Source organism: Streptomyces sp. NPDC026515, assembly GCF_055567595.1.
Window position 1 is genome coordinate 80,959 of the sequence record NZ_JBVHQD010000008.1, and the last position, 24,224, is coordinate 105,182.

General features: G+C 72.4%; 24 protein-coding genes and 1 tRNA gene. 15 read left to right on the plus strand and 10 right to left on the minus strand.

All coding sequences use genetic code 11. The features are described 5' to 3' along the window. Nucleotides 1-116: 116 nt before the first annotated feature. Both ACZ4O3_RS18000 and ACZ4O3_RS18005 read left to right on the plus strand, forming a co-directional pair. Entirely contained in the window at nucleotides 117-2,963 is a 2,847-nt protein-coding gene (locus ACZ4O3_RS18000) for a DEAD/DEAH box helicase (protein ID WP_467722921.1), read from the plus strand. After that, complete coding sequence (locus tag ACZ4O3_RS18005; protein ID WP_467722923.1) at nucleotides 2,960-4,195, plus strand: SWIM zinc finger family protein; 1,236 nt, start codon at nucleotides 2,960-2,962, stop codon at nucleotides 4,193-4,195. The genes ACZ4O3_RS18000 and ACZ4O3_RS18005 overlap by 4 nt, the downstream gene beginning before the upstream one ends. A gap of 411 nt (nucleotides 4,196-4,606) precedes the next feature. On the opposite strand, the gene ACZ4O3_RS18010 is transcribed toward ACZ4O3_RS18005, so the two are convergent. Continuing rightward, the gene (locus ACZ4O3_RS18010; protein ID WP_467722924.1) at nucleotides 4,607-6,961 is read right to left on the minus strand and encodes a 2OG-Fe(II) oxygenase; all 2,355 of its coding nucleotides are present in this window, start codon (nucleotides 6,959-6,961) and stop codon (nucleotides 4,607-4,609) included. 273 nt (nucleotides 6,962-7,234) lie between these two features. Between ACZ4O3_RS18010 and ACZ4O3_RS18015 the strand changes: the two genes are divergently transcribed. Then, the gene (locus tag ACZ4O3_RS18015) at nucleotides 7,235-7,921 is read left to right on the plus strand and encodes a hypothetical protein (protein WP_467722926.1); all 687 of its coding nucleotides are present in this window, start codon (nucleotides 7,235-7,237) and stop codon (nucleotides 7,919-7,921) included. Further along, nucleotides 7,918-9,246 carry a helicase-associated domain-containing protein gene (locus tag ACZ4O3_RS18020; protein WP_467722928.1) on the plus strand — a complete coding sequence of 443 codons (1,329 nt, stop codon included), beginning with the start codon at nucleotides 7,918-7,920 and terminating at the stop codon, nucleotides 9,244-9,246. Before ACZ4O3_RS18015 ends, ACZ4O3_RS18020 begins: the two co-directional genes overlap by 4 nt. A 230-nt stretch (nucleotides 9,247-9,476) precedes the next feature. On the opposite strand, the gene ACZ4O3_RS18025 is transcribed toward ACZ4O3_RS18020, so the two are convergent. Together ACZ4O3_RS18025 and ACZ4O3_RS18030 are read right to left on the minus strand one after the other, a co-directional pair. Continuing rightward, nucleotides 9,477-9,791, minus strand: a complete 315-nt coding sequence (locus ACZ4O3_RS18025) for a Uma2 family endonuclease (protein ID WP_467722930.1) — start codon at nucleotides 9,789-9,791, stop codon at nucleotides 9,477-9,479. A gap of 46 nt (nucleotides 9,792-9,837) precedes the next feature. Beyond that, nucleotides 9,838-10,023 carry a hypothetical protein gene (locus ACZ4O3_RS18030; protein ID WP_362714517.1) on the minus strand — a complete coding sequence of 62 codons (186 nt, stop codon included), beginning with the start codon at nucleotides 10,021-10,023 and terminating at the stop codon, nucleotides 9,838-9,840. 259 nt (nucleotides 10,024-10,282) lie between these two features. Here ACZ4O3_RS18030 and ACZ4O3_RS18035 point away from each other — a divergent pair, with 259 nt between their 5' ends. Continuing rightward, nucleotides 10,283-10,525, plus strand: a complete 243-nt coding sequence (locus ACZ4O3_RS18035; RefSeq protein WP_362714516.1) for a hypothetical protein — start codon at nucleotides 10,283-10,285, stop codon at nucleotides 10,523-10,525. 156 nt (nucleotides 10,526-10,681) lie between these two features. Here ACZ4O3_RS18035 and ACZ4O3_RS18040 read toward each other — a convergent pair whose 3' ends face one another. From ACZ4O3_RS18040 to ACZ4O3_RS18060, 5 genes are all read right to left on the minus strand, one after another. Beyond that, nucleotides 10,682-12,547 (minus strand): copper resistance CopC/CopD family protein, encoded by a 1,866-nt coding sequence (locus ACZ4O3_RS18040; RefSeq protein ID WP_467722932.1) that lies wholly within the window; start codon nucleotides 12,545-12,547, stop codon nucleotides 10,682-10,684. An 87-nt stretch (nucleotides 12,548-12,634) separates the two neighbouring features. Beyond that, the gene (locus ACZ4O3_RS18045; protein WP_362714546.1) at nucleotides 12,635-13,393 is read right to left on the minus strand and encodes an SDR family NAD(P)-dependent oxidoreductase; all 759 of its coding nucleotides are present in this window, start codon (nucleotides 13,391-13,393) and stop codon (nucleotides 12,635-12,637) included. Continuing rightward, nucleotides 13,390-13,863 (minus strand): cupin domain-containing protein, encoded by a 474-nt coding sequence (locus tag ACZ4O3_RS18050; protein WP_467723251.1) that lies wholly within the window; start codon nucleotides 13,861-13,863, stop codon nucleotides 13,390-13,392. Before ACZ4O3_RS18050 ends, ACZ4O3_RS18045 begins: the two co-directional genes overlap by 4 nt. Further along, the gene (locus ACZ4O3_RS18055; RefSeq protein ID WP_362714544.1) at nucleotides 13,850-14,440 is read right to left on the minus strand and encodes a GNAT family N-acetyltransferase; all 591 of its coding nucleotides are present in this window, start codon (nucleotides 14,438-14,440) and stop codon (nucleotides 13,850-13,852) included. Before ACZ4O3_RS18055 ends, ACZ4O3_RS18050 begins: the two co-directional genes overlap by 14 nt. Next, a complete protein-coding gene (locus ACZ4O3_RS18060) occupies nucleotides 14,437-16,524 on the minus strand; it encodes a penicillin acylase family protein (RefSeq protein ID WP_467722933.1) in 2,088 nt (695 codons plus the stop codon). The genes ACZ4O3_RS18055 and ACZ4O3_RS18060 overlap by 4 nt, the downstream gene beginning before the upstream one ends. Nucleotides 16,525-16,659: 135 nt before the next feature. On the opposite strand from ACZ4O3_RS18060, the gene ACZ4O3_RS18065 reads away from it, so the two are divergent. The 4 genes from ACZ4O3_RS18065 (at nucleotide 16,660) to ACZ4O3_RS18080 (ending at nucleotide 18,710) form a co-directional block, all read left to right on the plus strand. Next, the gene (locus ACZ4O3_RS18065) at nucleotides 16,660-17,310 is read left to right on the plus strand and encodes an HhH-GPD-type base excision DNA repair protein (protein WP_362730707.1); all 651 of its coding nucleotides are present in this window, start codon (nucleotides 16,660-16,662) and stop codon (nucleotides 17,308-17,310) included. Between the two features lie 66 nt (nucleotides 17,311-17,376). Beyond that, complete coding sequence (locus tag ACZ4O3_RS18070) at nucleotides 17,377-18,087, plus strand: HdeD family acid-resistance protein (protein ID WP_467722935.1); 711 nt, start codon at nucleotides 17,377-17,379, stop codon at nucleotides 18,085-18,087. Nucleotides 18,088-18,181: 94 nt separating this feature from the next. Beyond that, nucleotides 18,182-18,523: a hypothetical protein gene (locus tag ACZ4O3_RS18075; protein ID WP_467722937.1), complete on the plus strand. Its 342-nt coding sequence runs from the start codon at nucleotides 18,182-18,184 to the stop codon at nucleotides 18,521-18,523. A gap of 58 nt (nucleotides 18,524-18,581) precedes the next feature. Next, on the plus strand, nucleotides 18,582-18,710 hold the full coding sequence (locus ACZ4O3_RS18080; protein ID WP_467722939.1) for a hypothetical protein: 129 nt from the start codon (nucleotides 18,582-18,584) through the stop codon (nucleotides 18,708-18,710). A gap of 58 nt (nucleotides 18,711-18,768) precedes the next feature. Here the strand turns inward: ACZ4O3_RS18080 and ACZ4O3_RS18085 are convergent, their stop codons facing one another. After that, nucleotides 18,769-20,289, minus strand: coding sequence for a helicase HerA-like domain-containing protein (locus ACZ4O3_RS18085; RefSeq protein WP_467722941.1), 1,521 nt, complete (start codon nucleotides 20,287-20,289; stop codon nucleotides 18,769-18,771). A gap of 111 nt (nucleotides 20,290-20,400) precedes the next feature. On the opposite strand from ACZ4O3_RS18085, the gene ACZ4O3_RS18090 reads away from it, so the two are divergent. Continuing rightward, nucleotides 20,401-20,697: a type II toxin-antitoxin system VapB family antitoxin gene (locus tag ACZ4O3_RS18090; RefSeq protein WP_003999914.1), complete on the plus strand. Its 297-nt coding sequence runs from the start codon at nucleotides 20,401-20,403 to the stop codon at nucleotides 20,695-20,697. Nucleotides 20,698-20,840: 143 nt separating this feature from the next. Further along, the gene (locus ACZ4O3_RS18095; RefSeq protein WP_467722943.1) at nucleotides 20,841-21,488 is read left to right on the plus strand and encodes a LytR C-terminal domain-containing protein; all 648 of its coding nucleotides are present in this window, start codon (nucleotides 20,841-20,843) and stop codon (nucleotides 21,486-21,488) included. A gap of 159 nt (nucleotides 21,489-21,647) precedes the next feature. Here the strand turns inward: ACZ4O3_RS18095 and upp are convergent, their stop codons facing one another. Further along, nucleotides 21,648-22,283 carry a uracil phosphoribosyltransferase gene (gene upp / locus ACZ4O3_RS18100; protein WP_362731575.1) on the minus strand — a complete coding sequence of 212 codons (636 nt, stop codon included), beginning with the start codon at nucleotides 22,281-22,283 and terminating at the stop codon, nucleotides 21,648-21,650. A 117-nt stretch (nucleotides 22,284-22,400) separates the two neighbouring features. Here upp and ACZ4O3_RS18105 point away from each other — a divergent pair, with 117 nt between their 5' ends. The 4 genes from ACZ4O3_RS18105 to ACZ4O3_RS18120 all read left to right on the plus strand — a co-directional run bounded on the left by ACZ4O3_RS18105 (nucleotide 22,401) and on the right by ACZ4O3_RS18120 (nucleotide 24,138). Next, nucleotides 22,401-22,598: a hypothetical protein gene (locus ACZ4O3_RS18105; protein WP_362731573.1), complete on the plus strand. Its 198-nt coding sequence runs from the start codon at nucleotides 22,401-22,403 to the stop codon at nucleotides 22,596-22,598. Nucleotides 22,599-22,960: 362 nt separating this feature from the next. After that, a complete protein-coding gene (locus tag ACZ4O3_RS18110) occupies nucleotides 22,961-23,488 on the plus strand; it encodes a tRNA adenosine deaminase-associated protein (RefSeq protein ID WP_351316212.1) in 528 nt (175 codons plus the stop codon). Nucleotides 23,489-23,544: 56 nt separating this feature from the next. Beyond that, complete coding sequence (tadA, locus tag ACZ4O3_RS18115) at nucleotides 23,545-23,976, plus strand: tRNA adenosine(34) deaminase TadA (protein WP_384990851.1); 432 nt, start codon at nucleotides 23,545-23,547, stop codon at nucleotides 23,974-23,976. 77 nt (nucleotides 23,977-24,053) lie between these two features. Further along, nucleotides 24,054-24,138: transfer RNA gene (locus ACZ4O3_RS18120), tRNA-Ser, on the plus strand. Nucleotides 24,139-24,224 lie beyond the last annotated feature (86 nt).

A 24,224-nucleotide genomic window follows, 5' to 3' on the forward strand; every position in this document is an offset into this window, starting at 1 on the left:
AGGGCAGGGTCCGGCGAGCGACAGGGCGGAAGAGAGTGGCACGAGTCGTCGTACGAGAGCCGGGTACGGGCGCGAGGAACGCACCGCCGCTGGCCCGGCAGGAAACATCCGCCTTCGTGAGGGAGTTGCTCGGCGTCGGCTGGGCGGCGGTGTTCCTGCCCGGTGAGCCCGCCCGCCTCGGTCGCCTGCTGCTGTGGAAGCCGGCCGGGGCAGCCGACGGAGACAGTACGGCGCCCACCGGCCTGGAGACCGAGGCGGTGGAGCTGGTCCTGCCGCACGGCCGCTCGGTCAGGCGGCGCCGAGTCGAGGGTTACGCGTTGCCTGTCGCCGTCGCTGTCTCCGCCCTGGTCGATGCGGAGCCGACGCATCCCTCCGGTGCCGCCTGGCAGGCCGCCACTCGCTTCGCGCTGCGGCTGCTCGCCGACGGCCGCCTCCACCCGGCCCTCACCCCCGCCGGTTACGACACCTGGCAGGTGGGTCCCTTTACCGCCGCCCAGCGCCAGACACTGGATGCCCTGGCCGCCGCCTTCCCGCCGCACGCCCACTGCCTGCCCGAGCCGGGCACTGCGCCGGTACGGATCGCCGAACCGGCTGCGCTGGTACGCCAGTTCTGCGACGCGGTCGCCGATGATCTGGTCCGTACGCCGGCCGCGCCCCTCGCGATGGGAGCGCTGCCGTACGCCTGGCGCGAGGTCCGTGCCGTGCCCGCCTTGCGTGAATGGGCCGAGGAAACCCAGGCCGCGCTCACCGCCGAGGTCAGTCTCTCCCTGCGCGTCGACGTACCCGAAGGACGCCGACGGCAGTTCCGGGCCGTCCTGCAGCTGCACACCGCGGCGGACCCGGCGCTCGTCATCGAGGCCGCACGGCTGTGGAGCGAGCCGACCGAAGTGGAGCGGCTGCTCGGGCCGCGCACCGAGACCGAGACCCTGCTCGCCCTGCGCCGCGGCGCCCGCGCCTGGCCCCCGCTGCGGAGGCTGCTCGACGATGCCGCTCCCGATCAGCTCCGGTTGACCGACGACGAAGCCTTCGAGCTCCTCGGGGACGCCACGAACGCGCTGCGCGCGGCCGGTGTCGACGTGCACTGGCCGCGCGAACTGGTCAAGGCACTCACCGCGACCGCGGAGATCGGGCAGCGCACCGCCCCCGGTTCCACCGCGGGCGGCCTGCTGGACACCGAGGCCCTCCTCGACTTCCGCTGGCAGGTCTCCCTTGGCGGCGAGCCGCTCACCGAGGCCGAGATGGATGCCCTCGCAGAGTCACGCCGTCCCCTCGTCCGGCTTCGTGATCAGTGGGTGGTCGCCGATCCGAAGCTGGTGGCCCGCGCCAAGCGCCGCCGGATGGAACCGCTCACCCCCATGGAGGCGTTGAGCGCCGCGCTGACCGGCGAGGCCGAGCGAAGCGAGATGGGGGTCCCCCCGGCCGGAGGCCGGGGGAGGGACAGTGACCGGGTGCCCTGTGCGGCGGTCGGTGCGCTCGGCGACCTGGTCGCTCGTATCCGCGACCCCGAGTCCCCCACCCCCGTGCCCCAGCCCGCCGCACTCAAGGCCACGCTGCGCGAGTACCAGAAGCGGGGCCTGGCCTGGCTGGCCGAGATGTGCTCACTCGGCCTCGGCGGCTGTCTCGCCGACGACATGGGCCTGGGCAAGACCATCACCTTGCTCGCTCTGCACCTGCACCGCCAGAGCGACCCGACCACCGCGGGCCCCACCCTTGTCGTCTGCCCGGCCTCCCTGCTCGGCAACTGGCAGCGCGAGGCCGCCAGATTCGCCCCGTCCACCCCCGTACGCCGCTACCACGGCGGCGACCGCCACCTCAAGGACCTGGCCGGCGACGAGATCGTCCTGGTCACCTACGGGGTGCTGCGCCGCGACCGCGAAGTGCTCGCCGAGTCGGCCTGGTCACTGGTGGCCGCCGACGAGGCCCAGCACGTCAAGAACCCCTACGCCGTCACCGCCCGCGAACTGCGCGCCCTGCCCGCCCGCGCCCGCGTCGCTCTCACCGGCACCCCTGTGGAGAACAACCTCTCCGAGCTGTGGGCCCTGCTCGACTGGACCACCCCCGGGCTGCTCGGCACACTCACCGCCTTCCGTGACCGGCATGCCCGCGCCATCGAGGCGGGCGAGGATCCCGAGGCAGCCGAGCGCCTGTCCCGTCTCGTACGTCCCTTCCTGTTGCGCCGCAAGAAGTCCGACCCCGGCATCGCGCCCGAACTGCCGCCCAAGACCGAGACCTACCACGTCGTCCCGCTGACGGCCGAGCAGACCAGCCTCTACGAGGCACAGGTCCGCGAGACCATGGCGAAGGTCGCGGAGTCGGAGGGCATCGCCCGGCGCGGTCTGGTACTCAAGCTGCTCACCGCACTGAAGCAGATCTGCAACCACCCCGCCCAGTACTTGAAAGAGCACAGCCTGCGCCAGTCCGCTCCCCTGCGGGGCCGCTCCGGCAAGCTCGACCTGCTGGACGAACTTCTCGACACCATCACCGCCGAAGGCGAATCCGTGCTGGTCTTCACGCAGTACAAACAGATGGCGGCGCTGCTGGAGAAGCATCTCGCCGAGCGTGGCGTCCCCGCTCTCTTCCTGCACGGTGCCACCCCCGTCGCGCGGCGCGAGGAGATGGTGGACCGCTTCCAGCGCGGTGAAGTACCGGTGTTCCTGCTGTCATTGAAGGCGGCGGGCACCGGGCTCAACCTCACCCGCGCCACTCACGTCGTGCACTACGACCGCTGGTGGAACCCGGCCGTCGAGGATCAGGCCACCGACCGCGCCTACCGCATCGGCCAGGACAAACCCGTCCAGGTACACAAGCTCCTCGCGGAGGGAACCGTGGAGGACAAGGTGGCGAAGCTGCTCGAAGCCAAGCGCGCCCTCGCCGACGCCGTCGTCGGCTCTGGCGAGGCAGCCCTCACCGAACTGTCCGACGCCGAACTCGCCGAACTCGTCTCCCTGGGGAGGCAGTCATGAGCCCCGCTGTCCCCGGCCCGCGCCGTGCGCCCGCCCGCGGCAAGCGAGCCTTCGCCGCCACCTGGTGGGGCCAGGCATGGGTGGCCGCCCTGGAAGACTCCACCCTGGACGCCGGACGGCTCTCGCGCGGACGCACCTACGCCCGCAAAGGCATGGTCGGCCCGGTCACCGTGGCTCCGGGCCAGGTCAAGGCCGCTGTCCAGGGCAGCCGCCCGCGCCCGTACCGCTCATCGGTCCACCTGCCCGTCCTCACCGACCCACAGTGGGACACCCTGCTCGACACGATCGCGGCCCGCGCCGGGCATCTCGCGACGCTTCTCGACGGCGAGATGCCGGCCGAACTCGTGGACGACGCCCGGCACGCAGGCGTCCCACTGCTCCCCCTGCCCACCGAGCTCGATCCGGAGTGCTCCTGCCCCGACTGGGGACATCCCTGCAAGCACGCCGCCGCGCTCTGCTACGCCATCGCCGCCACCATCGACACCGACCCGTTCGTGCTCTTCGCGCTGCGCGGCCGCGGTCGCGAGGAGGTCTTCGCCCAGCTGCGCGCACTCCGTACGGCAGCACACGAAACCGCCGCCTCGCCGGCACCGGCCGGCATCCCGGCCGCCGCCGCGTACGCCCACTGGGCCGAAGAGCCCCCCGAACTGCCCGAACTCCCGGAACCCGCCGCCCACACCACAGCACTGCCCGTCACCCCGCCACCCGGCAGCGGCCTGGCCGCCGCGGACCTGGAACGCCTCATGGCCGACGCCACCGCGCGCGCCGCCCGGCTCCTCGCGGGCGACACCGCCGACCTGCGCCTGACCCAGCACCAGGACGCCGTACGCATCGCCGCGGGCGACCCCGGACCCGAGTGGCTCCACCACCTGATCCAGAACACCGCCTCCAACCCCACTGCCTTCGCACGCCTCACCCGCGCCTGGCGCCACGGTGGCCCCACGGGCATCACCGTCGCCGAACAGCCCCACACCCCCGACCCGACGGTGATGAAGGCCACCCGCACCGCCCTGGACACGGCCCTCGCCGAGATGACCGACTCCCCCACACACCTCAGAGCCTGGCGCAACCGCCTCACCCTCACCCACCACGGCATCCAGTTGCGTCTGGGCCCCGACGCCCGCTGGTACCCCTACCGCCAGGACGACGACGGCGAATGGTGGCCCGCGGCACCACCCGCCAGTGACCCGGTCACCGCGCTCACCGCGGCCTGGTCGCAGAACGGGGAGTAAGGTGGCGATTCCGCGCTGACCAGAAGCCACGAGCAGAAGCTGGACACACTTAGGCTGCTCGACTTCCGCGGTTGCAGTTCTGGCTGCATTCACCGGCGTACGACCCCGTTCAGAAGCTCCACCCTCACCCGCTGCCCCGCAGGTCAGGACGTTCCCGTAACTCCCGGCGGACAGTCGGCGCCAATCTGCACTGCGGGGGGCCTACGGAACTTGGCGGTAGATGTCATGACGGTTGCCAACCGCCAGGACCCACACGATCAACTGGCCGTCCTCAACGGCCTTGACGATGCGGTGGTCGCCAACCCTCACCGTCAGCGGGCACTGTGCCCTTGGATGGCCTTTGATGCCGGACGCCGCGGTATCCCCCGCGTCCATCGCCTTCTGGAGTTCGGCCAGGCGGTACAGGACGTGTCAGGGCCTCGGTTCAACTCCGACCTCGCCGGAAAGGTTCCATGTCGAAGCCAGCCAGGTCAGGTCGGCTTCCGCCTGGCGGCGGGTCGCCCGCTCGCGCGAGAACAGTTCCTCGGTCTTCGTCAGCACCAGCGTGTACGGGCGTCCCTGCCGCCTGGTCTGATGGCCTACGGGCAGCTCGGCCGTGTCGATCCTGTTGTGCACGTGCTGCCGTCCGTCCTTCGCCAGCGGCCACTCCAGCGTCCGCCGCGACCGGGAGCCGAGAAACGCACCCAGGGTGCCGCACAGGTCGCAGCCGCACCCGGTCCACGCCACCGACCAGTCATCCGCGGCGCGCGGCGCCCTTCGCGCGAGCGCGCCGAGCCGGTCCTCGCACTCCCGTGCCACCGCTCCGAGCCCCGCCGCCCGGGGCTCACCCTCCGTCTGTTCCCGCGCCGCGTGGCGCAGCATCGGCAGCAGGCACTCGAGGACCGTGTCCGGGCAGGAACGCAACGCTGCCATGATCCGGCCGCGCAGCTTCGCGTCGGCCGCTTCCAGAACGCGCAGCAGCGGCAGGCTCAGCCGCTCCAACCGCGCGCGGCGGATCTCGGCCGGCCCGGTTTCGGCCCACAGCCGCAGTTCACCGTCCACCTGGGCCCAGGCCCCGGTCGACAGCAGTTGCGCCACCTCCGGACTCCGGGCGGAGCTCAGCGCCGCACACAGCTGGGGAAGCCGCTCGGTCCAGTCGTACCGGTGTTCCTCGAAGCGGTTCTGCGCGCCGCCGAACCAGCCCTCGGTGACCTGGCCCAGCCACGCGACGTCGTACCGCTTCGCCACCGCGGCCAGGTCGTCCGCGTGTTCCGGAGTGAGGGCGTCGATCCGGAACGGCTCAAGGAGCATCGCGGCGGTCCCGGGCGCCTGGAGGCCCTCGGCCACCCGCAGCGCGCTCCCCAGCTGTCCAGGCTGTGCACCGCTGCCCTTCCAGAACGGCGCGAGGGACTCGGCTGCGGCGTGGGCGCCGTCCCGGTCGCCCTTGTCGATACGGGCCTGCAGTTCCTCGAGTGCCCACCGCGATCCGGCCTCGCCGCGCGCCGCGAAGGCCCGCTCTCGTGGCCACACCACGACAGCGGCCCGCCGGTACCAGCGGTCCAGTGTGTTGCCGTAGTTGCCCATGTATCCCTCGTACTGGGAGTCATAGGGCTTCAGGTCCGTACTCGGGGTACTGGCGCAGCTCTCGTAGTCGCGGACGTACAGCGAGATCTGCTCGCCGTCGGCGCCGTCCGGACCGGTCCACCAGTCGAGGGTGATCTCGTCGTCGATCAACTCGCCGAGCTCGTAGTCCTCGTCGGCACCCGCACCGTCGGCCGCGGCTGCTCCCTCTCCATCTCCCCCTTCCTCTCCCTCTTCCTCTTCGTCCTCCTCGTCGTAGCCGTAGTCGTCCCAGGGGTCGTACCCGGCCGGAGTGGCGTCCCAGGTCTCCTTCACCTCGGCGAGGGCGAGTACCGTCTCGCATCCCGCCTGGGCGGCCGCGGCGCGCAGCAGCGCGGCACGCTCCGCGTCGGCGCCCTTGAGCCGGTCCCAGCAGAGACCCCGCTGGGTGTACTCGTGATCGAGCAGGTAGACGAGACGACGGGGCGGATCGAGGTGCCGGCCGCCGTAGCGTGGCCTGGCCGGTGCGTTGAAGTGTTGCTCCAGGCAGTGCGCCATGTCGTCGAGCGGGCCGGACTCCTGCTCCGGGGCTCCTCTCTCGGCCAGCAGGTTGAACGTGAGGGTCACCCGGTAGCCGCTCCTGACCGGTGTCACCTCGTGCGGGCAGTCGGCGTAGAAGGCCACCAGGCTCAGTTCCGTCTTCGACGCACGGTAGGTCCGGCTCTGCCCGGCGTGCCCGATGACCAGCTCGCCGCCGGTGTGTGCCGAGGGCAGCGACAGCACCAGCGTGCCCACCATGGCGTCGTCCTTCTCGGAGTCCTGGTGGGGGAGGAAGAACTGCCCTTTGCCGTACACGAGGAGCGCGTGCGGCTCTGCCCTCAGCCGGGTCGACGCCGGTAGCCCGAGCTCGTCGCGGAAGTGCTCCAGCGCGCCGTCGAGCAGCGTCGGCCAGGCCGGGCCGCCCAGTGTGACCTGGTCCGGCGGGATCTGCCAGGTGTCCCGCACGCTGCTGTCGCTCAGGGTGTCCTCCCCCCGGCCGAACAGTGCCGGGCGCGCCACCGCGATCAGCTTCTTCACCTGCGGCGCGCGCAGCGGCAGAGACACCGGTCCGACCCCGGCCACCTCAAGGCCGACGCCGTCCGCCGGTGCTTCGAGCCGGGCGCTGAACTCCGCCGCCTTCGACCCGCCGAGCAGCAAGCCCAGCCGCTCCCTCGCGCTTTTGGCCATCGCTGCGTCCTCCCTGTTCCCGCGGCCGTGTCGTGTCGATCCGACTCTACGGAGCAGCGGGACCCCGGGGGACCGTCTCACCCGCATGGGAACGCCTTCCCCGGCACGGCGGGACGGGCGGCCGGGAACAGCCGGTTCGGGCCCGCGTGCCCACGCGCGTCCCCCCTCCGGGGACAACGGGAACAGCCAGTCCCCGCACCTGACACCCCGGCATTGCGGAACAATGACCCCGTGAACGACGACGATACGCAACTGCTGTCCTAGGTACGGTCGTTGCGGGAGAAGGGCAGCGGACCGAAGCAGATCGCGCGGGCCCTCGGACTGAAACCGGCCCTGGCGAGCGCGCTGGTGCGCCAGGTGGCCCACGAACAGCAGAGCGGCGCCGCGCCGGCCGAGCGCCCGGTGGTGGGCTGCTGGGTGAACGCCGGCTGGAGCACCGACCTGGAGCTGTCCGGGGCCCCCGGCTGGGCGCGCGCCGACGCCGAGGGCGTCGGCGATGCCGAGGCCGCCGGTTTCGCCCAGGTCCTGATCGCCCGGCAGGAGCGTGCCAGCCGGGTCACCGTCTGCGGGTTCCTGGTCGACGTCTACTGCCTCGGCGTCAAGGACACCGTCGGCCCGCAGGTGATGGGCGAAGGATCACTGGACGCCTACGTACGTGACTACTACCGGGCGTTCGACCAACCGCCGCTGCGGATCGGCCTGGAGCAGGCCCAGAGCATCGTGCACGGTGGTGTGGCCTACGCCCGCACCCTCGGCTTCGAGCCCGCGCCGGACTTCGCGCAGGCCGCCGTACACCTCGGCGAGCCCGGCCCCGCCGCCCCGCAGGTCGGCTTCGGCCGCCAGGGCAAGCCGTTCTACATCAACGGCCCACGCGACGACGCCCGGACGATCGTACGCACGCTGGAACGCATCTGCGGCGCCGGCAACTACGACCACGTCGTGGGGACGGGGCCCCTGTGACCGGCGACCACGACGACCGTGACGAGCGTCGGATACGCACGACCGAGCACGAGGCGCAGGCCAACCTGAAGGCGGTGCTTCAGCTGTCCGCGGCAGGCCGTCTGCGCTGCAGCGAGAAGACGCTCCGCCCGTCCGCGGCGACGGTCAAGACGGTCTCGGAAGCGCTCAGCGGCGGCGACTTCTACGCCGAGGAACCGATCGCCTCCTTCGCCTGGCCGCTGCTGCTCCAGGCCGGCGGACTCGTCGAACTGGCCTCCGGAAAACTCGCACTGACCGCACGCGGCAGGGCGGCGCTGACCAAACCGGCACACGACACGCTCGCCCTGCTGTGGCGGCGCTGGCTCAGCCACGGCGTGATCGACGAGTTCTCCCGCGTCGAAGCGATCAAGGGCCAGCGCGCGGCGAACGTCCTCACCGCCGTCAAACCGCGCCGGGCCCAGGTCAGCGCGGCCCTGGCCGCCTGCTCGCCCGGCGAGTGGACCGACGTCGACACGCTCTTCCGCACCATGCGCAAGGCCGGTCACGATCCCAGGATCGCCCGCACCGAGCGCGCCCTGTGGAAGCTCTACCTGGAGGACCCCGAGTACGGCAGCCTCGGCTACGACGGGTTCCACAACTGGGAACTCCTCCAGGGCCGCTACACCCTCGCCGTGCTCTTCGAGTACGCCGCCGTCCTCGGCCTGATCGACGTGGACCACCGGCCGCCGGTGGGCGCCCGCGACGACTACCGCGAGAACTGGGGCGCCGACTGGACCGACTGCATCAGCCGCTACGACGGCCTCCTCGCCCTCCGCCTCAACCCGCTCGGCGCCTACGCCACCGGGCAGACCGCCACCTACCTCCCCACCCCCGCACCGGGCGACACCGCCCCGAGGAGTTCTGGCGGCCTGAAAGTGCTCCCCAACCACGACATGGTGGCCCTCGACGGACTCACCCCCGCCGAGACCCTCCTCCTCGACGCCTTCGCCGAGCGCACCGGCGACCGCGTGTGGGCCCTGACCCCCGCATCACTGTTCGCCGCCGTCGACGCGGGCCGCGACCTCGCCGAACTCCACCACCACCTGAACGCCGCCACCACCGTTCCCCTCCCGCAGACGGTCACCACGCTGCTGGCCGACGCCGCCCGCCGCGTCGGTCAGGTCCGCGACACCGGACCGGTGCACCTCATCGAGTGCGCGGACCCCGCCGTCGCGGCCCTCCTCGCCACCGACCGCCGCACCCGCACCCACTGCGCCCGCCTCGGCGAACGCCACCTCGCCGTCCCCCTCGACAAGCTCCCCGCCTTCCGCAAGTCCGCCCTCGCCCAGGGCTACCTCGTCGGCTGACACACGCCCTCGTGGGCACCGGACACGGACCGGCACGGTCAGTGGTCCCCGGGTTCAGGCCGAGAAAGCTCATCCAGGTCAAGGGTGAAGGTGCGCCCCTCGGCCGACCCGATCGGGGTCCTGCCCGTGCCGTGCTTATGAGCGTGCGCCGCGATGCAGCCGGTCCCGGTGAACACACGAAACCACGGGCAGGGCCACGGAGCCGTGCCGCCAAGGCCGTGGGAGCAGCCTCAGCGGATCTTCTTGAAGTCAGTGCGCACCGTGACCTCGACCCCGGCCAGGCTGAACCCGATCTCCTCACCGAAGCGGTAAGGCACGGCCGAGGTGTACTCGTCGCCCTTCGGCACTTGGTAGAGCACGCACTCCCCGGTCAGCACGTCCACCATCAGATACGTCGAAATCCCGCGTGCCGCATACTGGTTGAGTCTGCGCCCGTAGTCCTGTCCGACCGTCGAACGTGACACGCTCTCCGCGACGAAATGCACATGCTTCTGATCGACGAACGCATCTCCCGGGCCGAGCGCACCCGCGTCCACCACCAGCACATCGGGCTCAGGCGTGTAACCGTCCAGCTCTGGCAGTACTCCCTTGTCACGCGTGACGTGCAGAGTCCGCCAGCTGGACGCGGATCGAATCGTCCGCCTCACTGTGCGCCTCCGTCACCGGCGACATGTACAGACGCCCCTGGTCGAACAGCAGCTTGACCGCCTTGGGCAACTTCATCGAACGCCGCACCTGGCTCAGCCACTGCGCGTACTCCGGATACATCGTGCTCATCGCGCCTCCATGCCCATCACGAGGTACCGCCATCGTACGAGCCGGACGCAATGATCCACCGGTCTCCCCTTGTGCCCGCTTCCCGCGTGCTCGATTTCGGAAGTCGCCCTGTCCGGTGTCCGCTGGGAGCATCCCCGAACCCCCAGACGAACCGGGCACGATGTCGAAGGGCCCCTGGAAACAGGGGGCCCTTCGACGTCGTCCTCGGGTGTGAGTCGGGCGGTGCCGCCGATTCTGCGGGAGCGATAAGGTCCCGCGCATGGGTGGGGAGATCAAGGCGCACGGTGCCGTCGCAGGGGAAAGCAGTACGTCCGCGGGCGACGCCGAACCGCCTTCGGCACAGCGTGCCGGGCGCGCGTTCTCGTGGCGCGGTGTCGCCGGGAAAGCAGCGGGCGCAGCAGTTGTCCTGGCCGTGGCGGCGGACCGGTTGGGCCTGCACTCCTTTCTGTTCTGCGCGCGCGTCGCCGTGCGTGCCTATTCGTGGTTCGGCCCTGGGCACTGAACCGGAGCCGCTCTGCCGGACCGGGCAGGCCGTGCGAACGCGGGTGGCCGTCTCCCGGTACGGCCGGGCCCGCCTTCGAGGCGAGACACACCCAGGTTCCCAACGCCCGCTCGTGATCCGAGCAGGGCGTCACGCGGCATGGCTGTCCGCCTCCGGTCAGCCGGCGATCCGGATCCTGTGTGTCACCGTCACCTGGTCCAGGTCCGACACCCGTACCGTCAGGTTCATCGTCCACTCGCCCGCGATCGGCAGGTTGACGGAGTCGGCGGCCCAGTAGCCGCCGCGGTCCGTGAGGCCGGCCGGGAGGGGGCCGATCTTCTGGGCGGCGAGGGTGAAGGAGAGGCGGAGCTCGGGGACGGCGGAGATGCCGTCGTCGGGGCCGAAGACGACCGCTTGTACGGAGTTGTCGCCGACCCGGCCGGGGTCCAGGGTGATCTGCACCTTGCCGTGGCCGTTCGGGGTGCCGACGTCGAAGGGGACCATCGCGACGGAGGCCGCCGGAATGCCGCCGGCCGTGGCCGTCGCCGTTCCCGAATCGGCGGCTTCGGCGGCCGCGCGGCCGGGCAGCGTGCCGGTCAGGATCGTGGTGACGACCAGGACGGCGACGCCGACGGCGACTTCGGCGAGGACCGAGCGGCGCAGCGCCCGGTGGTCCGGCGTGGGGGCCGGCTCCGCCTCGGCCGGCGGGGTCTCCCGGGGCGGTGCGCCGACCGTCTGCGGGACGCGGTCGTGGGCCGTCGCCGCGGCCGGTGTGCTCACCAGCCTCGCCGTCCAGCGGCGGGACTGGGAGGCCGCAGCCAGCAGCAGGGTCACGGCGGCGAGTTTCACGAGCAGGAGACGGCCGTAGGTGGTGTCGGTGAGTGCCTGCCAGGAACCCAGGCCGCGCCAGGACTGGTAGACGCCGGTCACCACGAGGACCGTCACCGAGGCGAAGGCCACCCGGGAGAAACGGGTGACGACGGCGGCCGGGAGGGGGGTGGCGGTGGCCCGGTGGAGGGTGGTGAGGAGGGCCGTGAGGCCGCCCAGCCAGAGCGACATCGCCAGGAGGTGCAGCACCGAGGACGTCATCGCCAGGGGCACCTGGATGCCGGCCGACGCGTGTTCCGCCGTCGCCCAGGTCAGGGCCAGGGCGACGGCGAGGACGGCGGCCGTCACCAGGAACGGGCGGGACGGTGGACGGAGCCGGTGCTCCCGCCCGCGGACGAGAAGGGCGTACAGGCCGGCCGTGATCGCCAGCAGGGCGACCCTCGCCAGTAGCACCAGGCCCGGGCGGCCCGTCGCGGTCCTGCCGAGCGCGGCGAGGTCGAGGGCCGTCGCCGGGGAGGTGCCCTCCTCGTACGGGGAGCGGAGGACGAAGAGGAAGAGGGTGGCGGCCAGCAGGGTCCACCAGGCCGTCCGGACCGGTCTGCGCAGCGGGGCCGTGTCCGGCGGGCGGCACAGGGCCATGAAGGCGACGCCGCCTGTCAGCAGCGCCACGGCGAGGTACGCGACGTAGCGGCCGATGTCGTAGAGGCTGCCGGTGGCCGGGTTCTCGGCCGGGCCGGTGGGGACGGCGGCCGTGGTCGCCGACGGTTTGCCCACGGAGAAGGTGAGGGCACCGGAGACGGGGTGGCTGTCCGCCGACACGACCCGCCACGCCACCGTGAACGTGCCGGTGGCGAGCTTCTTCGGGAAGGTGATCCGGGCGGTGTCCGCGCCTGCGGGGCCGTGTTCGGCGTCGCCGGTGGTCACCCGGTGGTTGGTGGGGTCGTACACCCGGAACGAGTCGGCGAGCAGGCCGACGGACTCGGTGAAGGTCAGGGTGACGGACCCGGGCGACGACTTCAGTACGGCGCCGTCGGCCGGGTCGCTGCCGCGCAGGGCCGCGTGTGCGGAGGCGGGCGCGGCCGAAGCCAGGAGGAGAGCGGTGAGGAGGCTGCCGAGGAGGGCGAGGGCGCGCAACGCTCCGCGCGGGGCTGCCCTGTGCCACCAGCCTTGTTCTTCGCTCACGTCACCGTCCTGAGTTCGGAAGCAGGCGTTCATGGGTCATACGGATGGCAGGCGTGCGGTGCTCATTGTGCCGAGGGGGCGGGGGTGTCAACGGGGCCGAGGGGGTGCCGAGGGGTGCCGTCACCACGTCGGGCGGGCGGACACCCCGCCGTCCACCACCAGGTCGTGGCCGGTGATCCACGACGCCAGCGGCGAAGCCAGGAAGACCACCGCGTCCGCCACGTCCCGCGGACGGCCCAGGCGGCCGGTCGGCACCGCCTCCTGCCATCGGCGCACCCCCTCCGGCCAGGCGTCCGCCAGGCCCTCCCGGTCGATCAGGCCGGGGGAGACCGTGTTGACGCGGATGCCGAGGCGGCCGTACTCCAGGGCGGCCGCTCGCGCGTGCATCACCACCGCCGCCTTCGCCGCGCAGTAGTGGGCGTGGCCGGGGGCCGGGTGGGACGCCTCGATGGAGGCGATGTGGGTGATCGTGCCGCCGCCGGGCCGGCCGCTCATGATCTCGGCGGCCGCCTGGGTACAGGCGAAGACACTGCCGAGGTCGGTGTCGACGACCGCACGCCAGTCGGCCGCGGTCATGCCGGGCAGGGGCTGCACGGGTTGCACGGCCGCGTTGTTGACCAGCGCGGTCAGACGGCCGCCGCACCGGTCCGCGGCCTCGTGGACGACCCGGTGGCAGGTCTCCTCGTCGCTCAGGTCGCCCTGCACGACGACCGCCCGGTCGCCGATGGCCGAGGCGACCTCACGCGCCGCCGTCACCGCCGTACGGCAGTGCACGGCCACCGTCGCGCCCTCCTCGGCGAGGCGCAGCGCGATGGCCCGGCCGATGCCGCCGCTCGCGCCCGTGACCAGGGCGACCTGTCCGTCCAGTAGGTGGCTCATGGACGGCAGAGTCCCGCGATGCGGGCGGCTTCGGAGGGGTAACGCGCCGTGAGGTGGCCCGCGTTCCCGTGTTCGTACCCCTCGAAGGTGAATCCGGGGGCCATGGTGCAGCCGAACAGCGTCCAGGCTCCGTGCGGTGCCACCCGGGCGCCCATCCAGGTGCCGGCCGGGACGGTGAGCTGGATCTGCTGGCCGCCCAGCAGGTCGGGGCCGAGGACGGCGGTACGGGTGGTGCCGTCGGGGGCGAGGAGGAGCAGGTCGAGGGGGTCGCCCAGGTAGTGGTGCCAGATCTCGTCGGTGGGGAGGCGGTGCAGGGCCGAGAAGTCGTCGGCGGTCAGGAGGCCGACGATCGCGGTGCCCTCGGGGCGGCCGTCGGCACGTTCGGGGCCGGCCCAGGTCTCCCGGAACAGACCGCCCTCGCGGGGGATCGGCTCCAGGGCGTAGTGGGCGATCAGGTCATCGGGGGTCAGCATCCGGGAAGGCTACCGCCCGGGTGAGGAATGCCAGCTGAGCGTGCTTCTCGGGCAGTCGGACGTCCGGGAGGTCGATCTCCGGGAGCACGACGGCCGGGCCGCGGGTGAAGCCCTGGCGGGTGAAGCGGGCGATCGCCTTCGCGTTGCGGACGTCCGGGTCCACGACGATGCGGTCGCGGCCGAGGGTGCGCAGGGCGAACTCCGTGAAGGCGGACAGGAGGGCGTCCGTCCAGCCGGGGCGGGGACCCTCCGGTCCGGCCGGGGCGAGCAGGACGTGGATGCCGATGTCGCCGGGGCGGACGTCGTAGCACTCGCTCACCCGGTCTGCCGCCGGCTCGTACGTCTGGAGGAGCGCCACCGGGGTGCCGTCCTTCTCCGCGAGATGGGCGTGGTGGGTGTCGAGGGTGGCCATGTGGGCGTAGACCTCGGCGACCTGGGCGCGGGTGAGGCCGGTCATGCCCCAGAAGGCGGCGCGTTCCTCGGCTACCCAGGAGTGGACGACGTCCGCGTCCCGCTCGGGGTCGAGGGGGCGGAGCCGGACGGTGCCGAAGCCGCCGACGGTGTACTCGGTCATGGGGTCTCCTCCACGAGGTCAAGCCGGTCCCAGTCGGTGCTGACCGGGGCCAGCCCGCCCTGGAGCCACAGGGCGGGCTGGTCGGTGTGGTGCGGTGCGCCGGGGACGCCGTCGGCGCCGAACGGCACCACCCAGGCGCTGTTGTCCCGGTCGGCCAGGTCCCAGACGTACCGGGCGGCCGGGCCCCGCGCGGAGAGGTCGGTGAGACCGGGGACGGCCGAGGTGCACAGCACGCAGTCGTGGTCACCGGACAGGGCCGGCCCGACGTACGACGGTTCGGGCAGCGCCCGCCAGGGGGCGAGGCGGTGGGTGTCGCCCCAGGTGCCGGCGGGTCCGCTCGCGGCGACGTCCTCGACTGCCGCACGGACGGCCGCGGGACGGTCGATGCCGAACAACTCCTCCGCCTTCAGGAGGTGTTCCAGGGCGAAGGCGATCCGGGGGGTGAGGGCCAGCCAGGGGAGCAGGACCTGGGGGTGGGCGGGTGGTGCGGCGAGGGCGGCGAAGGCGGGGTGGGCGGCGAGGTGCCGTACGACCGCGCTGCGCACGGCCGCGTAGGCGGCGGCGCCGGTGCTGCCGGCGTCCATCCTGCGGTCCCAGGCGAGGAGTCGGTCGCGGAGTCTGGCGGCGCCGGGGGTGAGGTCGTCGAGGGCGGCCAGCTGATCGAGAAGGGTGGCGGCGGAGGCCAGGTGGGTGTCGGTGTGGATCGCGGGCAGGTCGGCGGCGGACCAGGTGCGGCGCTCGTCGAGGAGGGCGCGGATGCGGTCGGCGCGGTGCGGCGGGGCGAACTCGACGCCCAGGGGGGCGGCCGGGCCGCGCTGGTTCGCCATCACGGCCACGCCGTCGGTGAGTTCGCCGTACGGCATCTCGTACCAGCCCTGCCAGGCGTGGCCGGGGAGCCAGGCGGGGGCGAGGCGGGTGCGGTTGGTGCGGGAGCGGACGGGGACACGGCCGGCGACGCGGTGCAGGGTGCCTCCGGCGGTGTCGGCGGCGTGGACCACGTTGACGGGCTCGGTCCAGGCGTCGAAGGCGCGGTCGACGTCGGTGACGTGGCGGGCCCGGAGGAGAGGGAGCAGGGCGCTGAAGCCGAGGTCTTCGGTGACGCGGGGCGGGTAGCGGAGCGCCAGCGCCTCGGCCTCACCGTCGGCGTCGGCGTCGGCGACTGCCGGGGCGGGGGCCGTGATCACCGGGCCCCGTTCGGTCTCGATCACCTCGATCCTGAGCGGCGGTTCGCCCGCCACCTCCACCGTCTCCGTGTGCCGTTCCGCGCGGTGCCAGGCGCCGTCCGGGCCCAGGGCCTCGATCCCGGCCCCCGTGCGGCGCAGGCGTTCGCGGTAGAGGTCCTGGTAGTCGGCCATCGCGTTGGTGACGGACCAGGCGACCGTGCCCGTGTGGGCGAAGTGGGCGATGCCGGGGACGCCCGGGACGGCCAGGCCGATCACGTCGAACTCCGGGCACGAGAGGCGGATCTGCTGGTAGACGCCGGGTGCCTCGATGAAGCGGTGGGGGTCACCCGCGAGGAGGGCCTGACCGGTGGTGGTGCGGGAGCCCGCGAGGAGCCAGCCGTTGCTGCCCGCGGTCCCCGGCCCGTCCGTGGCGAACAGGGGGACCGCGTCCTCCCCCAGGTGCCGTATCGCCTCCTCGCGCCACAGCTTGGCCGGGAAGCCGGCGAACAGGATGTGCGTGGCCAGCCAGACGCCCAGGGGGTGCCAGGGCTCCCAGGTGCCGGGGTCGAGGCCGGTGCGGGCGAACTCGGGCGTGCGGGCGGTGCCGGTCGCCAGGCCCTCGTTCACGCCGGTGACGTACGCCCGCACCCAGTCCGCCGTCGCCGGGTCCTGTCTCTCCAGCGCCTCGAAGCAGCGTCTGGCCGTGTCCGCGAGGCGGGCCCGGCGGGCGAACACGTCCCAGGCGACGGCCGCCGAGCCGAGGTAGGACGCCGAGGTGCCCTGCGCCCGGTGCCGTTCCGTCTCCAGTTGCCAGGCCCGGTCGTGGGCGGTGACCCGGCCCTGCGCACGGGCGAGTCCACGGGCGTCGGATGCTCGCAGGTGCGGGATGCCCCAGGGGTCTCGGTAGGTCTTGACGGTCACCCTGCGACACCTCTCGCCTAAGGTTAGGCTTGCCTAAGTTGAATCGTGGGGGGATCGTACCTGAGGGGTGCCGAAGCGGCGCAGGCCGGCCACGGCGAGCGCGCGCGGCCGCCGCGGGCGCGGGATCATCGGGCCATGGACGCCAACCCCGAGGCCGGCACCGAGCCCGCCACCACGGCCCACGCCACGACCCTGCGCCTCGCCCAGGACCCCGAGGCGGACGGACTCCTCAGCCGCAGCAAGCTCGCCGCGCTCACCGGCATGCTGCTCGACCAGCAGGTTCCGATGGAGTGGGCGTTCAAGGGACCCGCGACCATCGCCCGGCGGATGGGGACGGACGAACTGGACGCGCACGAGATCGCCGCCCAGGAACCCGAGGCCTTCGCCGCGCTGCTCTCCGAGAAGCCGGCCGTGCACCGCTACCCCGGCTCCATGGCCAAGCGGATCCAGCAGCTGTGCCAGTACCTCGTGGAGCACTACGACGGGGACGCCGAGGGCATCTGGCGCGACGTCGGCAGCGGCGCGGAACTGCTGAAGCGGCTCCAGGAACTGCCCGGGTTCGGCAAGCAGAAGGCGCAGATCTTCCTCGCCCTGCTGGGCAAGCAGCTCGGGGTCCGGCCGCAGGGCTGGCGGGAGGCGGCGGGGGCGTACGGGGAGGCGGAGTCGTTCCGTTCCGTCGCCGACATCACGGGGCCCGAGTCGCTGGCGAAGGTGCGGGCGCACAAGCAGGAGACGAAGGCGGCGGCGAAGGCGGCGAAGGCCGGGGAGAAGCAGCCGGGACGGTAGCGGATCCGTCACCCGATCGGCCGTCTCCTGCTGGCAGGGGCGATCCCACCGGTTTCAGCTGGAGACATGACCGAGCCTCCCAGCACCGGCCCCGCCGACGACGACCGCACGGCTCACATCGCCCCGGCCTCGGCCGCAGCCCCCGCGTCCGCCCCCGCCTCCACGCCCGCGCACACGCCGGCGACCGCCTCGCGGCATGAGCCCGAGCCACCCTTCGAGGGGCCCCTGCACGCCCTCTCCAAGGCGGCCTGGCAGACCGTGCTGCTCACCGGGATCGCCTCCCTGGTCCTGGGCGTCCTGGTCCTCGTCTGGCCGGGCGCCTCGCTGCTCGCCGCCGGTGTGCTCTTCGGCATCTACCTGCTGATCAGCGGCATCTTCCAGCTGGTCTCGGCGTTCGGCACGCACAAGACGACCTCGCTGCGCGTGCTGGCCTTCATCAGCGGCGCGCTGTCGATCCTGCTGGGCCTGTTCTGCTTCCGCGGCCCGCTGGAGTCGATCCTGCTGCTCGCCCTGTGGATCGGGATCGGCTGGCTGATCCGCGGCATCACCCAGACCATCGCCGCGGTGCACGACCCCGGGATGGCCGCCCGCGGCTGGATGGTCTTCCTCGGGATCGTCACCTTCATCGCCGGCATCGTGCTGATCGTCTCGCCGTTCGAGTCGGTCGCCGTACTGACCCTGGTCGCCGGTATCTGGCTGGTGATCGTGGGCATCGTGGAGATCATCTCCTCGTTCGGCATCCGCAGCCGGGCCAAGCACATCCCGCAGGCCCTGTGAGCGGCGTCAACCTCGCGCCTCACCGGTACGCCGAGCGGGCGGATCTCGCGCCGGGTGCGAGGAACACCGCCCACCGCATGGGGAGATGACCGCCATGAGCAGCGGTTCCCCCTCCGGGCGCCCGCGGCCAGGACACATCTGGCCGCGGGCACTCGTGCTGCTGCTCACCCTGCTGCTGGCCGGCGCCCCGACCGCGGCCGGAGCCCTCACCGCGAGCGCCGCCCCGGCCGGCTCCGCCGAGACGGCCGAGTACGACGTCCTCGACACGCCGCTACGGCTCCCCGCCCGCGCCGTCCACCGCGCCGACGTACCCCAGCGTCCCGCGCCCCTCCCCGACGCGGCACCCGCCGGCCCGGCGGACCGCCGACCTCCCGCGGCGGCACCGTGTCCGCCGTACGCCACGCCCCTGCTGCGCACCGTGGTCCTGCGCTGCTGACCGACCGACAGGTCCCGCCGTCCCCCAGGTCAGTCAGTCCTACGCAAGGAACACAGTCATGTCCTCAGACCCGTACGCGGTCCTGCGCGCCCTGCTGCGCGCGGAGGCCGTCCGCAGCACGCCGAAGCCGCAGGCGAAGACGGCGCAGCCGCCGAGGCCGCTTCCTCAGGAGCAGAAACGCGGTTGATCCCGGTACCGGCGGCCGGGCGGCCCGTGCGGGGCGCCCGGCCCGGGCCGCGCCCGGCTCACCTGCGCCGGCGCGCCGTACCGAACAGCGAGCGGGTGATCTCACGGCCGAGCTGTGTACCCACGGAACGGGCGAGGGACCTGAACATCCCGCTGCCGACCACTTGTTCGACGAGCGAGGGTTCTTCCTCGGGTGCGGGCCTGCCGGTGCGGGGCGCGGCCTTCGGCGCGGCGGCCGGGGCCTGCCGCAGCTTCTCGTACGCCGACTCCCGGTCCACAGCCTGTGCATAACGTCCGTGGAGCGCGGAAACCCGTACCGCCTCGTCGAGTTCCGCCGCGTCGACCGGGGCCATCAGGGACTCCGGGGCCCGCAGCCGGGTCGCCGCGACCGGTGTCGGGGCGCCGTTCTCGCTGAGCACGGTGACCACGGCCTCGCCCGTGCCGAGGCCGGTCAGCAGCTCTTCGAGGTCGTACGACGACTTCGGGAAGGTCCGCACGGTGGCCCGCAGCGCCTTCTGGTCCTCGGGGGTGAAGGCCCGGAGCGCGTGCTGGACGCGGTTGCCGAGCTGGGCCAGGACGTCGGACGGTACGTCCTTCGGGGTCTGCGTGACGAAGAAGACGCCGACCCCTTTCGAGCGAATCAGGCGCACCGTCTGGGTGATCGCCTCCAGGAACGCCTTCGAGGCGCCGCTGAACAGCAGGTGCGCCTCGTCGAAGAAGAAGACCAGCTTCGGCCTGTCGGCGTCGCCGATCTCGGGGAGGTCGTGGAAGAGGTCGGCCAGCAGCCACATCAGGAAGGTGGAGAAGAGCAGCGGCTTGTCCTGCACGGCGGCCAGTTCCAGGACCGAGACGACGCCCCGGCCGTCCGGTGCCGTACGGAGGAGGTCGGCCGTGTCGAACTCCGGCTCGCCGAAGAAGTCCGCCATGCCCTGTGCCTCGAAGGCGGTCAGGGAGCGCAGGATCACCCCGGCCGTGGCCGTCGACAGCCCGCCGAGATCCTTCAGCTCGGCCCGGCCCTCGTCGGAGGTCAGGAACGCGACGACCGCGCGCAGGTCCTTGAGGTCGATCAGCTCCAGGCCCTTGGTGTCTGCGTAGTGGAAGATCAGGCCCAGGGACTGCTCCTGGGTCTGGTTGAGCCGGAGCGCCTTCGAGAGCAGGACCGGACCGAAGCTGGTGATCGTGGCGCGGATCGGGACGCCGTGGCCGAGGCCGCCGAGGGCCAGGAACTCCGCGGGGAAACCGGTCGCCGTCCACACCTGCCCCACGTCACCGGCCCGTTGGAGGACGCTCTCGGCACGCCGCCCCGGGCGGGCGATGCCGGACAGGTCGCCCTTGACGTCCGCCAGGAACACCGGGACGCCCCGCGCCGAAAGCTGCTCGGCGATCAGCTGCAGCGTCTTGGTCTTGCCGGTGCCGGTGGCGCCGGCGACCAGGCCGTGCCGGTTGAGCATGGGGAGCGGGACCCGGACCGGGGCGTCGGCGTGGCACCGGCCGTCCCAGAGGACGGCACCGAGGTCCAGGGCCTGGCCGGTGAAGGCGTACCCGGAGGCGATCACGGCGGCTTCACCGGCACTCGCCATCGGACCCCCTGTTCCGTTTTACCTTTTTGATGACTTTTACGGCTTCTTTTCCAGCGTCGCACTCCGTCGCCATGGCTGCGCCCGGAACGTCAGGACCGGTAGGCTTTCCGTGTGATCTTCAAGCGCATCGGAAACGGCCGGCCGTACCCCGACCACGGCCGGGAGAGCACCCGGCAGTGGGCGGACGTCGCACCGCGCCCGGTCCGCCTCGATCAGCTCGTGACGACCAAGGGACAGCTCGACCTGGAGACCCTCCTCGCCGAGGACTCGACGTTCTACGGCGACCTCTTCGCGCACGTCGTGAAGTGGCAGGGCGACCTGTACCTGGAGGACGGGCTGCACCGTGCGGTCCGCGCCGCCCTCCAGCAGCGTCAGGTGCTGCACGCACGCGTGCTCGAACTGGACTGACCCGGCTCGGCCGGATCGACCGTTCCGGCCGACACCCGTGCGCCACCCGCCGTTTCACGCCGGTTGCCCCTTTCGGGTTGGACCGTGCGACGTCGGATGATCATCTATTAGTCAACGCACCCGTGGCGCACTACGCTGCGCTCATGAGCATGCTGACTCCCCCCGGCATGGGCGGCCAGTACCGGATCACCGGGGACAAATACCCTCGCATGCGCCCACGCCGGCGGCGTGCCCGGCTCGTCCTCTCCATGGTCGCCTCCGTCACCGCGCTCGGCCTCGTCGGCTGGGGCACCCTGCAGCTCATCGACGTCTTCACGGGCGGCGGCAAAGAGGCTGCGGCGGCCGGCTCCACGGCGTGCGTGAAGCAGGCCGCGGCGAGTACGGGTCCCACCGACGGCGCGTCCGCGGCGGCACTGCCGAAGCCCGCCCAGATCACGGTGAACGTCTACAACGCCACGACCCGTACGGGCCTGGCCAAGGACACCGCGGACGAACTCAGGAAACGCGGCTTCAAGATCGGCGACGTCGGCAACGCACCGGCGAAGTTCGACGCGAAGGTCAAGGGCACGGCGATACTGCTCGGACCGGCCTCGGCCCTGCACACGTCCCTGCCGGTGCTGGCCACCCAGCTCACCGCACCGGACCAGCGCACGGAGGCGGGCCGCAAGGGCGCCGCCGTGGACCTGATCCTGGGCAACGCCTTCAAGGCCCTCACGCCCCAGGCGACGGCCGCGAAGGCCATCACGGCCCTGTCCCACCCCGAGCCGAAGGCGTCGAAGAGGAACTGCTGAGCCACGGGATGCCGCGCGCGGAGCGGGGGACGGGGGCGAGATCCGAACGCCGCCCGAGGCGTCCGCCCGCAGGGGCGCGGGGGACTGCGCGAGCAGCCCGCGACGGAGCCGCGGAACCCGACGCGCCCCGCACCCCTGCGGTGCCGGGACGAACGGCTCCTACTCGGCCGCGCCGTACAGGCGGTCGCCCGCGTCGCCCAGGCCCGGGACGATGTAGCCGTGCTCGTTGAGGTGGTCGTCGACGGCGGCCGTGACGACCGTGACCGGCGTCCCCGCCAGCTCCCGCTCCATGACCTCGACGCCCTCCGGCGCGGCCAGCAGGACCACCGCCGTCACATCGTCCGCGCCCCTCCCGATGAGCTCACGGATCGCCGCGACCAGGGTGCCGCCCGTGGCCAGCATCGGGTCCAGGACGTACACCTGGCGCCCGGAGAGGTCCTCCGGCATCCGTGAGGCGTACGTGGACGCCTGGAGCGTCTCCTCGTTGCGGATCATGCCCAGGAAGCCCACCTCGGCCGTCGGCAGCAGCCGGACCATGCCGTCCAGCATGCCGAGCCCGGCGCGCAGGATCGGCACCACCAGCGGGCGGGGACGGGCGAGCTTGACGCCGGTCGTACGCGAGACCGGGGTCTGGACGTCGACGGCCTCGGTCCGCACGTCGCGCGTCGCCTCGTAGGCGAGCAGCGTGACCAGTTCGTCGGCGAGCCGCCGGAACGTCGCGGAGTCGGTGCGCTGGTCGCGCAGGGTGGTGAGCTTGTGGGCGACCAGAGGGTGGTCGACGACGTGGAGACGCATGCCGACAACAGTAACCGCGTCCGCGCACCCCTCGCGCGGGGCCCACATGAGGTCGCGGTGGCATCAAACTCCCCGTCCGGGGGAACGCGGGAGTGACCGGACTGGGGTGGTGTGACCGTGTCTGATCAGCCTGAACCTGACGACCGCGCGTACGGCGCGCCCGAGGGCGAGACGGAGGCCGAGCGGCGTCGCCGCCGCGCCCGCTTCCTGCGCGATCTCGCCGAGGCCAGGGCGCTGCGCGACCGGGTCCAGCCGCGCCGCGTCAAGACGGCCCGGCTGCGACACGCCATGCGTATGCGGACGTTCCGCTGGTAGGAGTCGGCAAATCCGTGAGAACGGCGAGAGTCGTGAAGCGGATCCTTCGGCAAAGATCCACCGCTTGGCGCGCGTTGCGGTCCGGCACGGGGGAAGGCCGTGCGTGGACCGCGGGAAAACCCGCGTACGATCCGCAGGTGGCGGCAACGAGTGCGCTGGTGACTCCGTACGCGGTTACCTGGACGTCTCTTTGCATACGTGCGATCAAAACTGCCAGACACAGGGAGCCGAAGACGTCCCCTGAGCGCCTTGTTTCTGCCACGATTCCGAGTGGGTGGGGCTCGGAGCCCAGCTCTCCCCGCCCATGACCTCCGCCGGGGGGACCCCCAACCGGCACGCCTAAGACCAGTGGGAGAGTCACGGTGTACTTCGCCGCACTGCTCGCGCGCACCGAAGACGGGTGGGAAGCGAGCGACACAGAGCTCGACGATGTGGAGACCTTGTCGGACCTGGCCGACCTGGCCCGGGAATCGGCGCCGGACGCCGACGACACGGTGCTCGTCTTCATCGAGCAGGAAGACGCGTGGTTCGGCGTCGTGCGCGTGGACGGCGAGGAGGACCCCCGGGTCTTCGTCTCCAACGCGGCCGCCGCCGCCCGTAGCTCGTACGGCGAGCTCCTGCTCACCGACGAACTGCTCGGAAGGGAGCCCAAGGACGAAGACGACGACCTGGACGCCCTCGACCTCGACGGCACCGAGGACGGTGAGCCGGAGGCCGAGGACGACGAGGACACGGACACGTCCGCCGTGCCGTCCGGCCCGGTCGGTGACAGCGGGATCCTCGACGACCTGGGGGTGAGCGCGAAGGAGCTGCTCTCGCTGAGCGACGACGCGCTCAGCGAGATCGCCGAGGTCCTGGGCGCCGCCGAGGTCCTGGAGACCGTCCGCTGACCTCCCACGAGGCAGCCGGGTCCCCGGACCCGGTACGCGACCGCTGGCGGGCCGCCATGCGGCTCGCCCTGGACCAGGCCGGACAGGCCGTCCGGGGCGGGGACGTCCCCGTCGGCGCCGTCGTGCTGTCCCCGGACGGTACGACGGTGCTCGCGACCGGTCACAACGAACGCGAGGCCACCGGCGACCCGACCGCGCACGCCGAGGTCCTCGCGCTGCGCCGGGCCGCCGCGGCCCTCGGGGAGTGGCGGCTCACCGGCTGCACCCTCGTGGTCACGCTGGAGCCCTGCACCATGTGTGCCGGGGCCCTGGTCCAGTCCCGGGTCGACCGGGTCGTCTACGGCGCCCGCGACGAGAAGGCCGGGGCCGCCGGCTCGCTCTGGGACGTCGTGCGCGACCGGCGTCTGAACCACCGTCCCGAAGTCGTCGAGGGCGTCCTGGCGGAGGAGTCCGCCGGGCTGCTCAGGGAATTCTTCCGGGACCGCTGAGGGCCGCTCCCGGTGCCGCTCCAGGACCCCGAACAGCGATTTCAGAGCACGGCCCCCCGTGCTGTAAGGTCTCTCTCGGTAGCGTGTCCGAGCGGCCGAAGGAGCTCGCCTCGAAAGCGAGTGTGGCGCAAGTCACCGAGGGTTCAAATCCCTCCGCTACCGCCGGAGAAGGGCCCCGTCGAAAGACGGGGCCCTTTCTGCGTCCATCCCCGGACCTGCGCGGACCGCGTCCGTCGCGCGCCCCCGTT

What these genes read in the sequence shown, in the direction of transcription:
- tadA (WP_384990851.1), top strand. Translation starts at nt 23,545, where the DNA reads ATGCGGCTCGCCCTGGACCAGGCCGGACAGGCCGTCCGGGGCGGGGAC.
- ACZ4O3_RS18065 (WP_362730707.1), top strand. Translation starts at nt 16,660, where the DNA reads ATGGACGCCAACCCCGAGGCCGGCACCGAGCCCGCCACCACGGCCCAC.
- ACZ4O3_RS18030 (WP_362714517.1), bottom strand. Translation starts at nt 10,023, where the DNA reads ATGAGCACGATGTATCCGGAGTACGCGCAGTGGCTGAGCCAGGTGCGG.
- ACZ4O3_RS18005 (WP_467722923.1), top strand. Translation starts at nt 2,960, where the DNA reads ATGAGCCCCGCTGTCCCCGGCCCGCGCCGTGCGCCCGCCCGCGGCAAG.
- ACZ4O3_RS18040 (WP_467722932.1), bottom strand. Translation starts at nt 12,547, where the DNA reads ATGAACGCCTGCTTCCGAACTCAGGACGGTGACGTGAGCGAAGAACAA.
- upp (WP_362731575.1), bottom strand. Translation starts at nt 22,283, where the DNA reads ATGCGTCTCCACGTCGTCGACCACCCTCTGGTCGCCCACAAGCTCACC.
- ACZ4O3_RS18010 (WP_467722924.1), bottom strand. Translation starts at nt 6,961, where the DNA reads ATGGCCAAAAGCGCGAGGGAGCGGCTGGGCTTGCTGCTCGGCGGGTCG.
- ACZ4O3_RS18075 (WP_467722937.1), top strand. Translation starts at nt 18,182, where the DNA reads ATGAGCAGCGGTTCCCCCTCCGGGCGCCCGCGGCCAGGACACATCTGG.
- ACZ4O3_RS18080 (WP_467722939.1), top strand. Translation starts at nt 18,582, where the DNA reads ATGTCCTCAGACCCGTACGCGGTCCTGCGCGCCCTGCTGCGCGCGGAG.
- ACZ4O3_RS18035 (WP_362714516.1), top strand. Translation starts at nt 10,283, where the DNA reads ATGGGTGGGGAGATCAAGGCGCACGGTGCCGTCGCAGGGGAAAGCAGT.
- ACZ4O3_RS18055 (WP_362714544.1), bottom strand. Translation starts at nt 14,440, where the DNA reads ATGACCGAGTACACCGTCGGCGGCTTCGGCACCGTCCGGCTCCGCCCC.
- ACZ4O3_RS18045 (WP_362714546.1), bottom strand. Translation starts at nt 13,393, where the DNA reads ATGAGCCACCTACTGGACGGACAGGTCGCCCTGGTCACGGGCGCGAGC.
- ACZ4O3_RS18095 (WP_467722943.1), top strand. Translation starts at nt 20,841, where the DNA reads ATGAGCATGCTGACTCCCCCCGGCATGGGCGGCCAGTACCGGATCACC.
- ACZ4O3_RS18070 (WP_467722935.1), top strand. Translation starts at nt 17,377, where the DNA reads ATGACCGAGCCTCCCAGCACCGGCCCCGCCGACGACGACCGCACGGCT.
- ACZ4O3_RS18085 (WP_467722941.1), bottom strand. Translation starts at nt 20,289, where the DNA reads ATGGCGAGTGCCGGTGAAGCCGCCGTGATCGCCTCCGGGTACGCCTTC.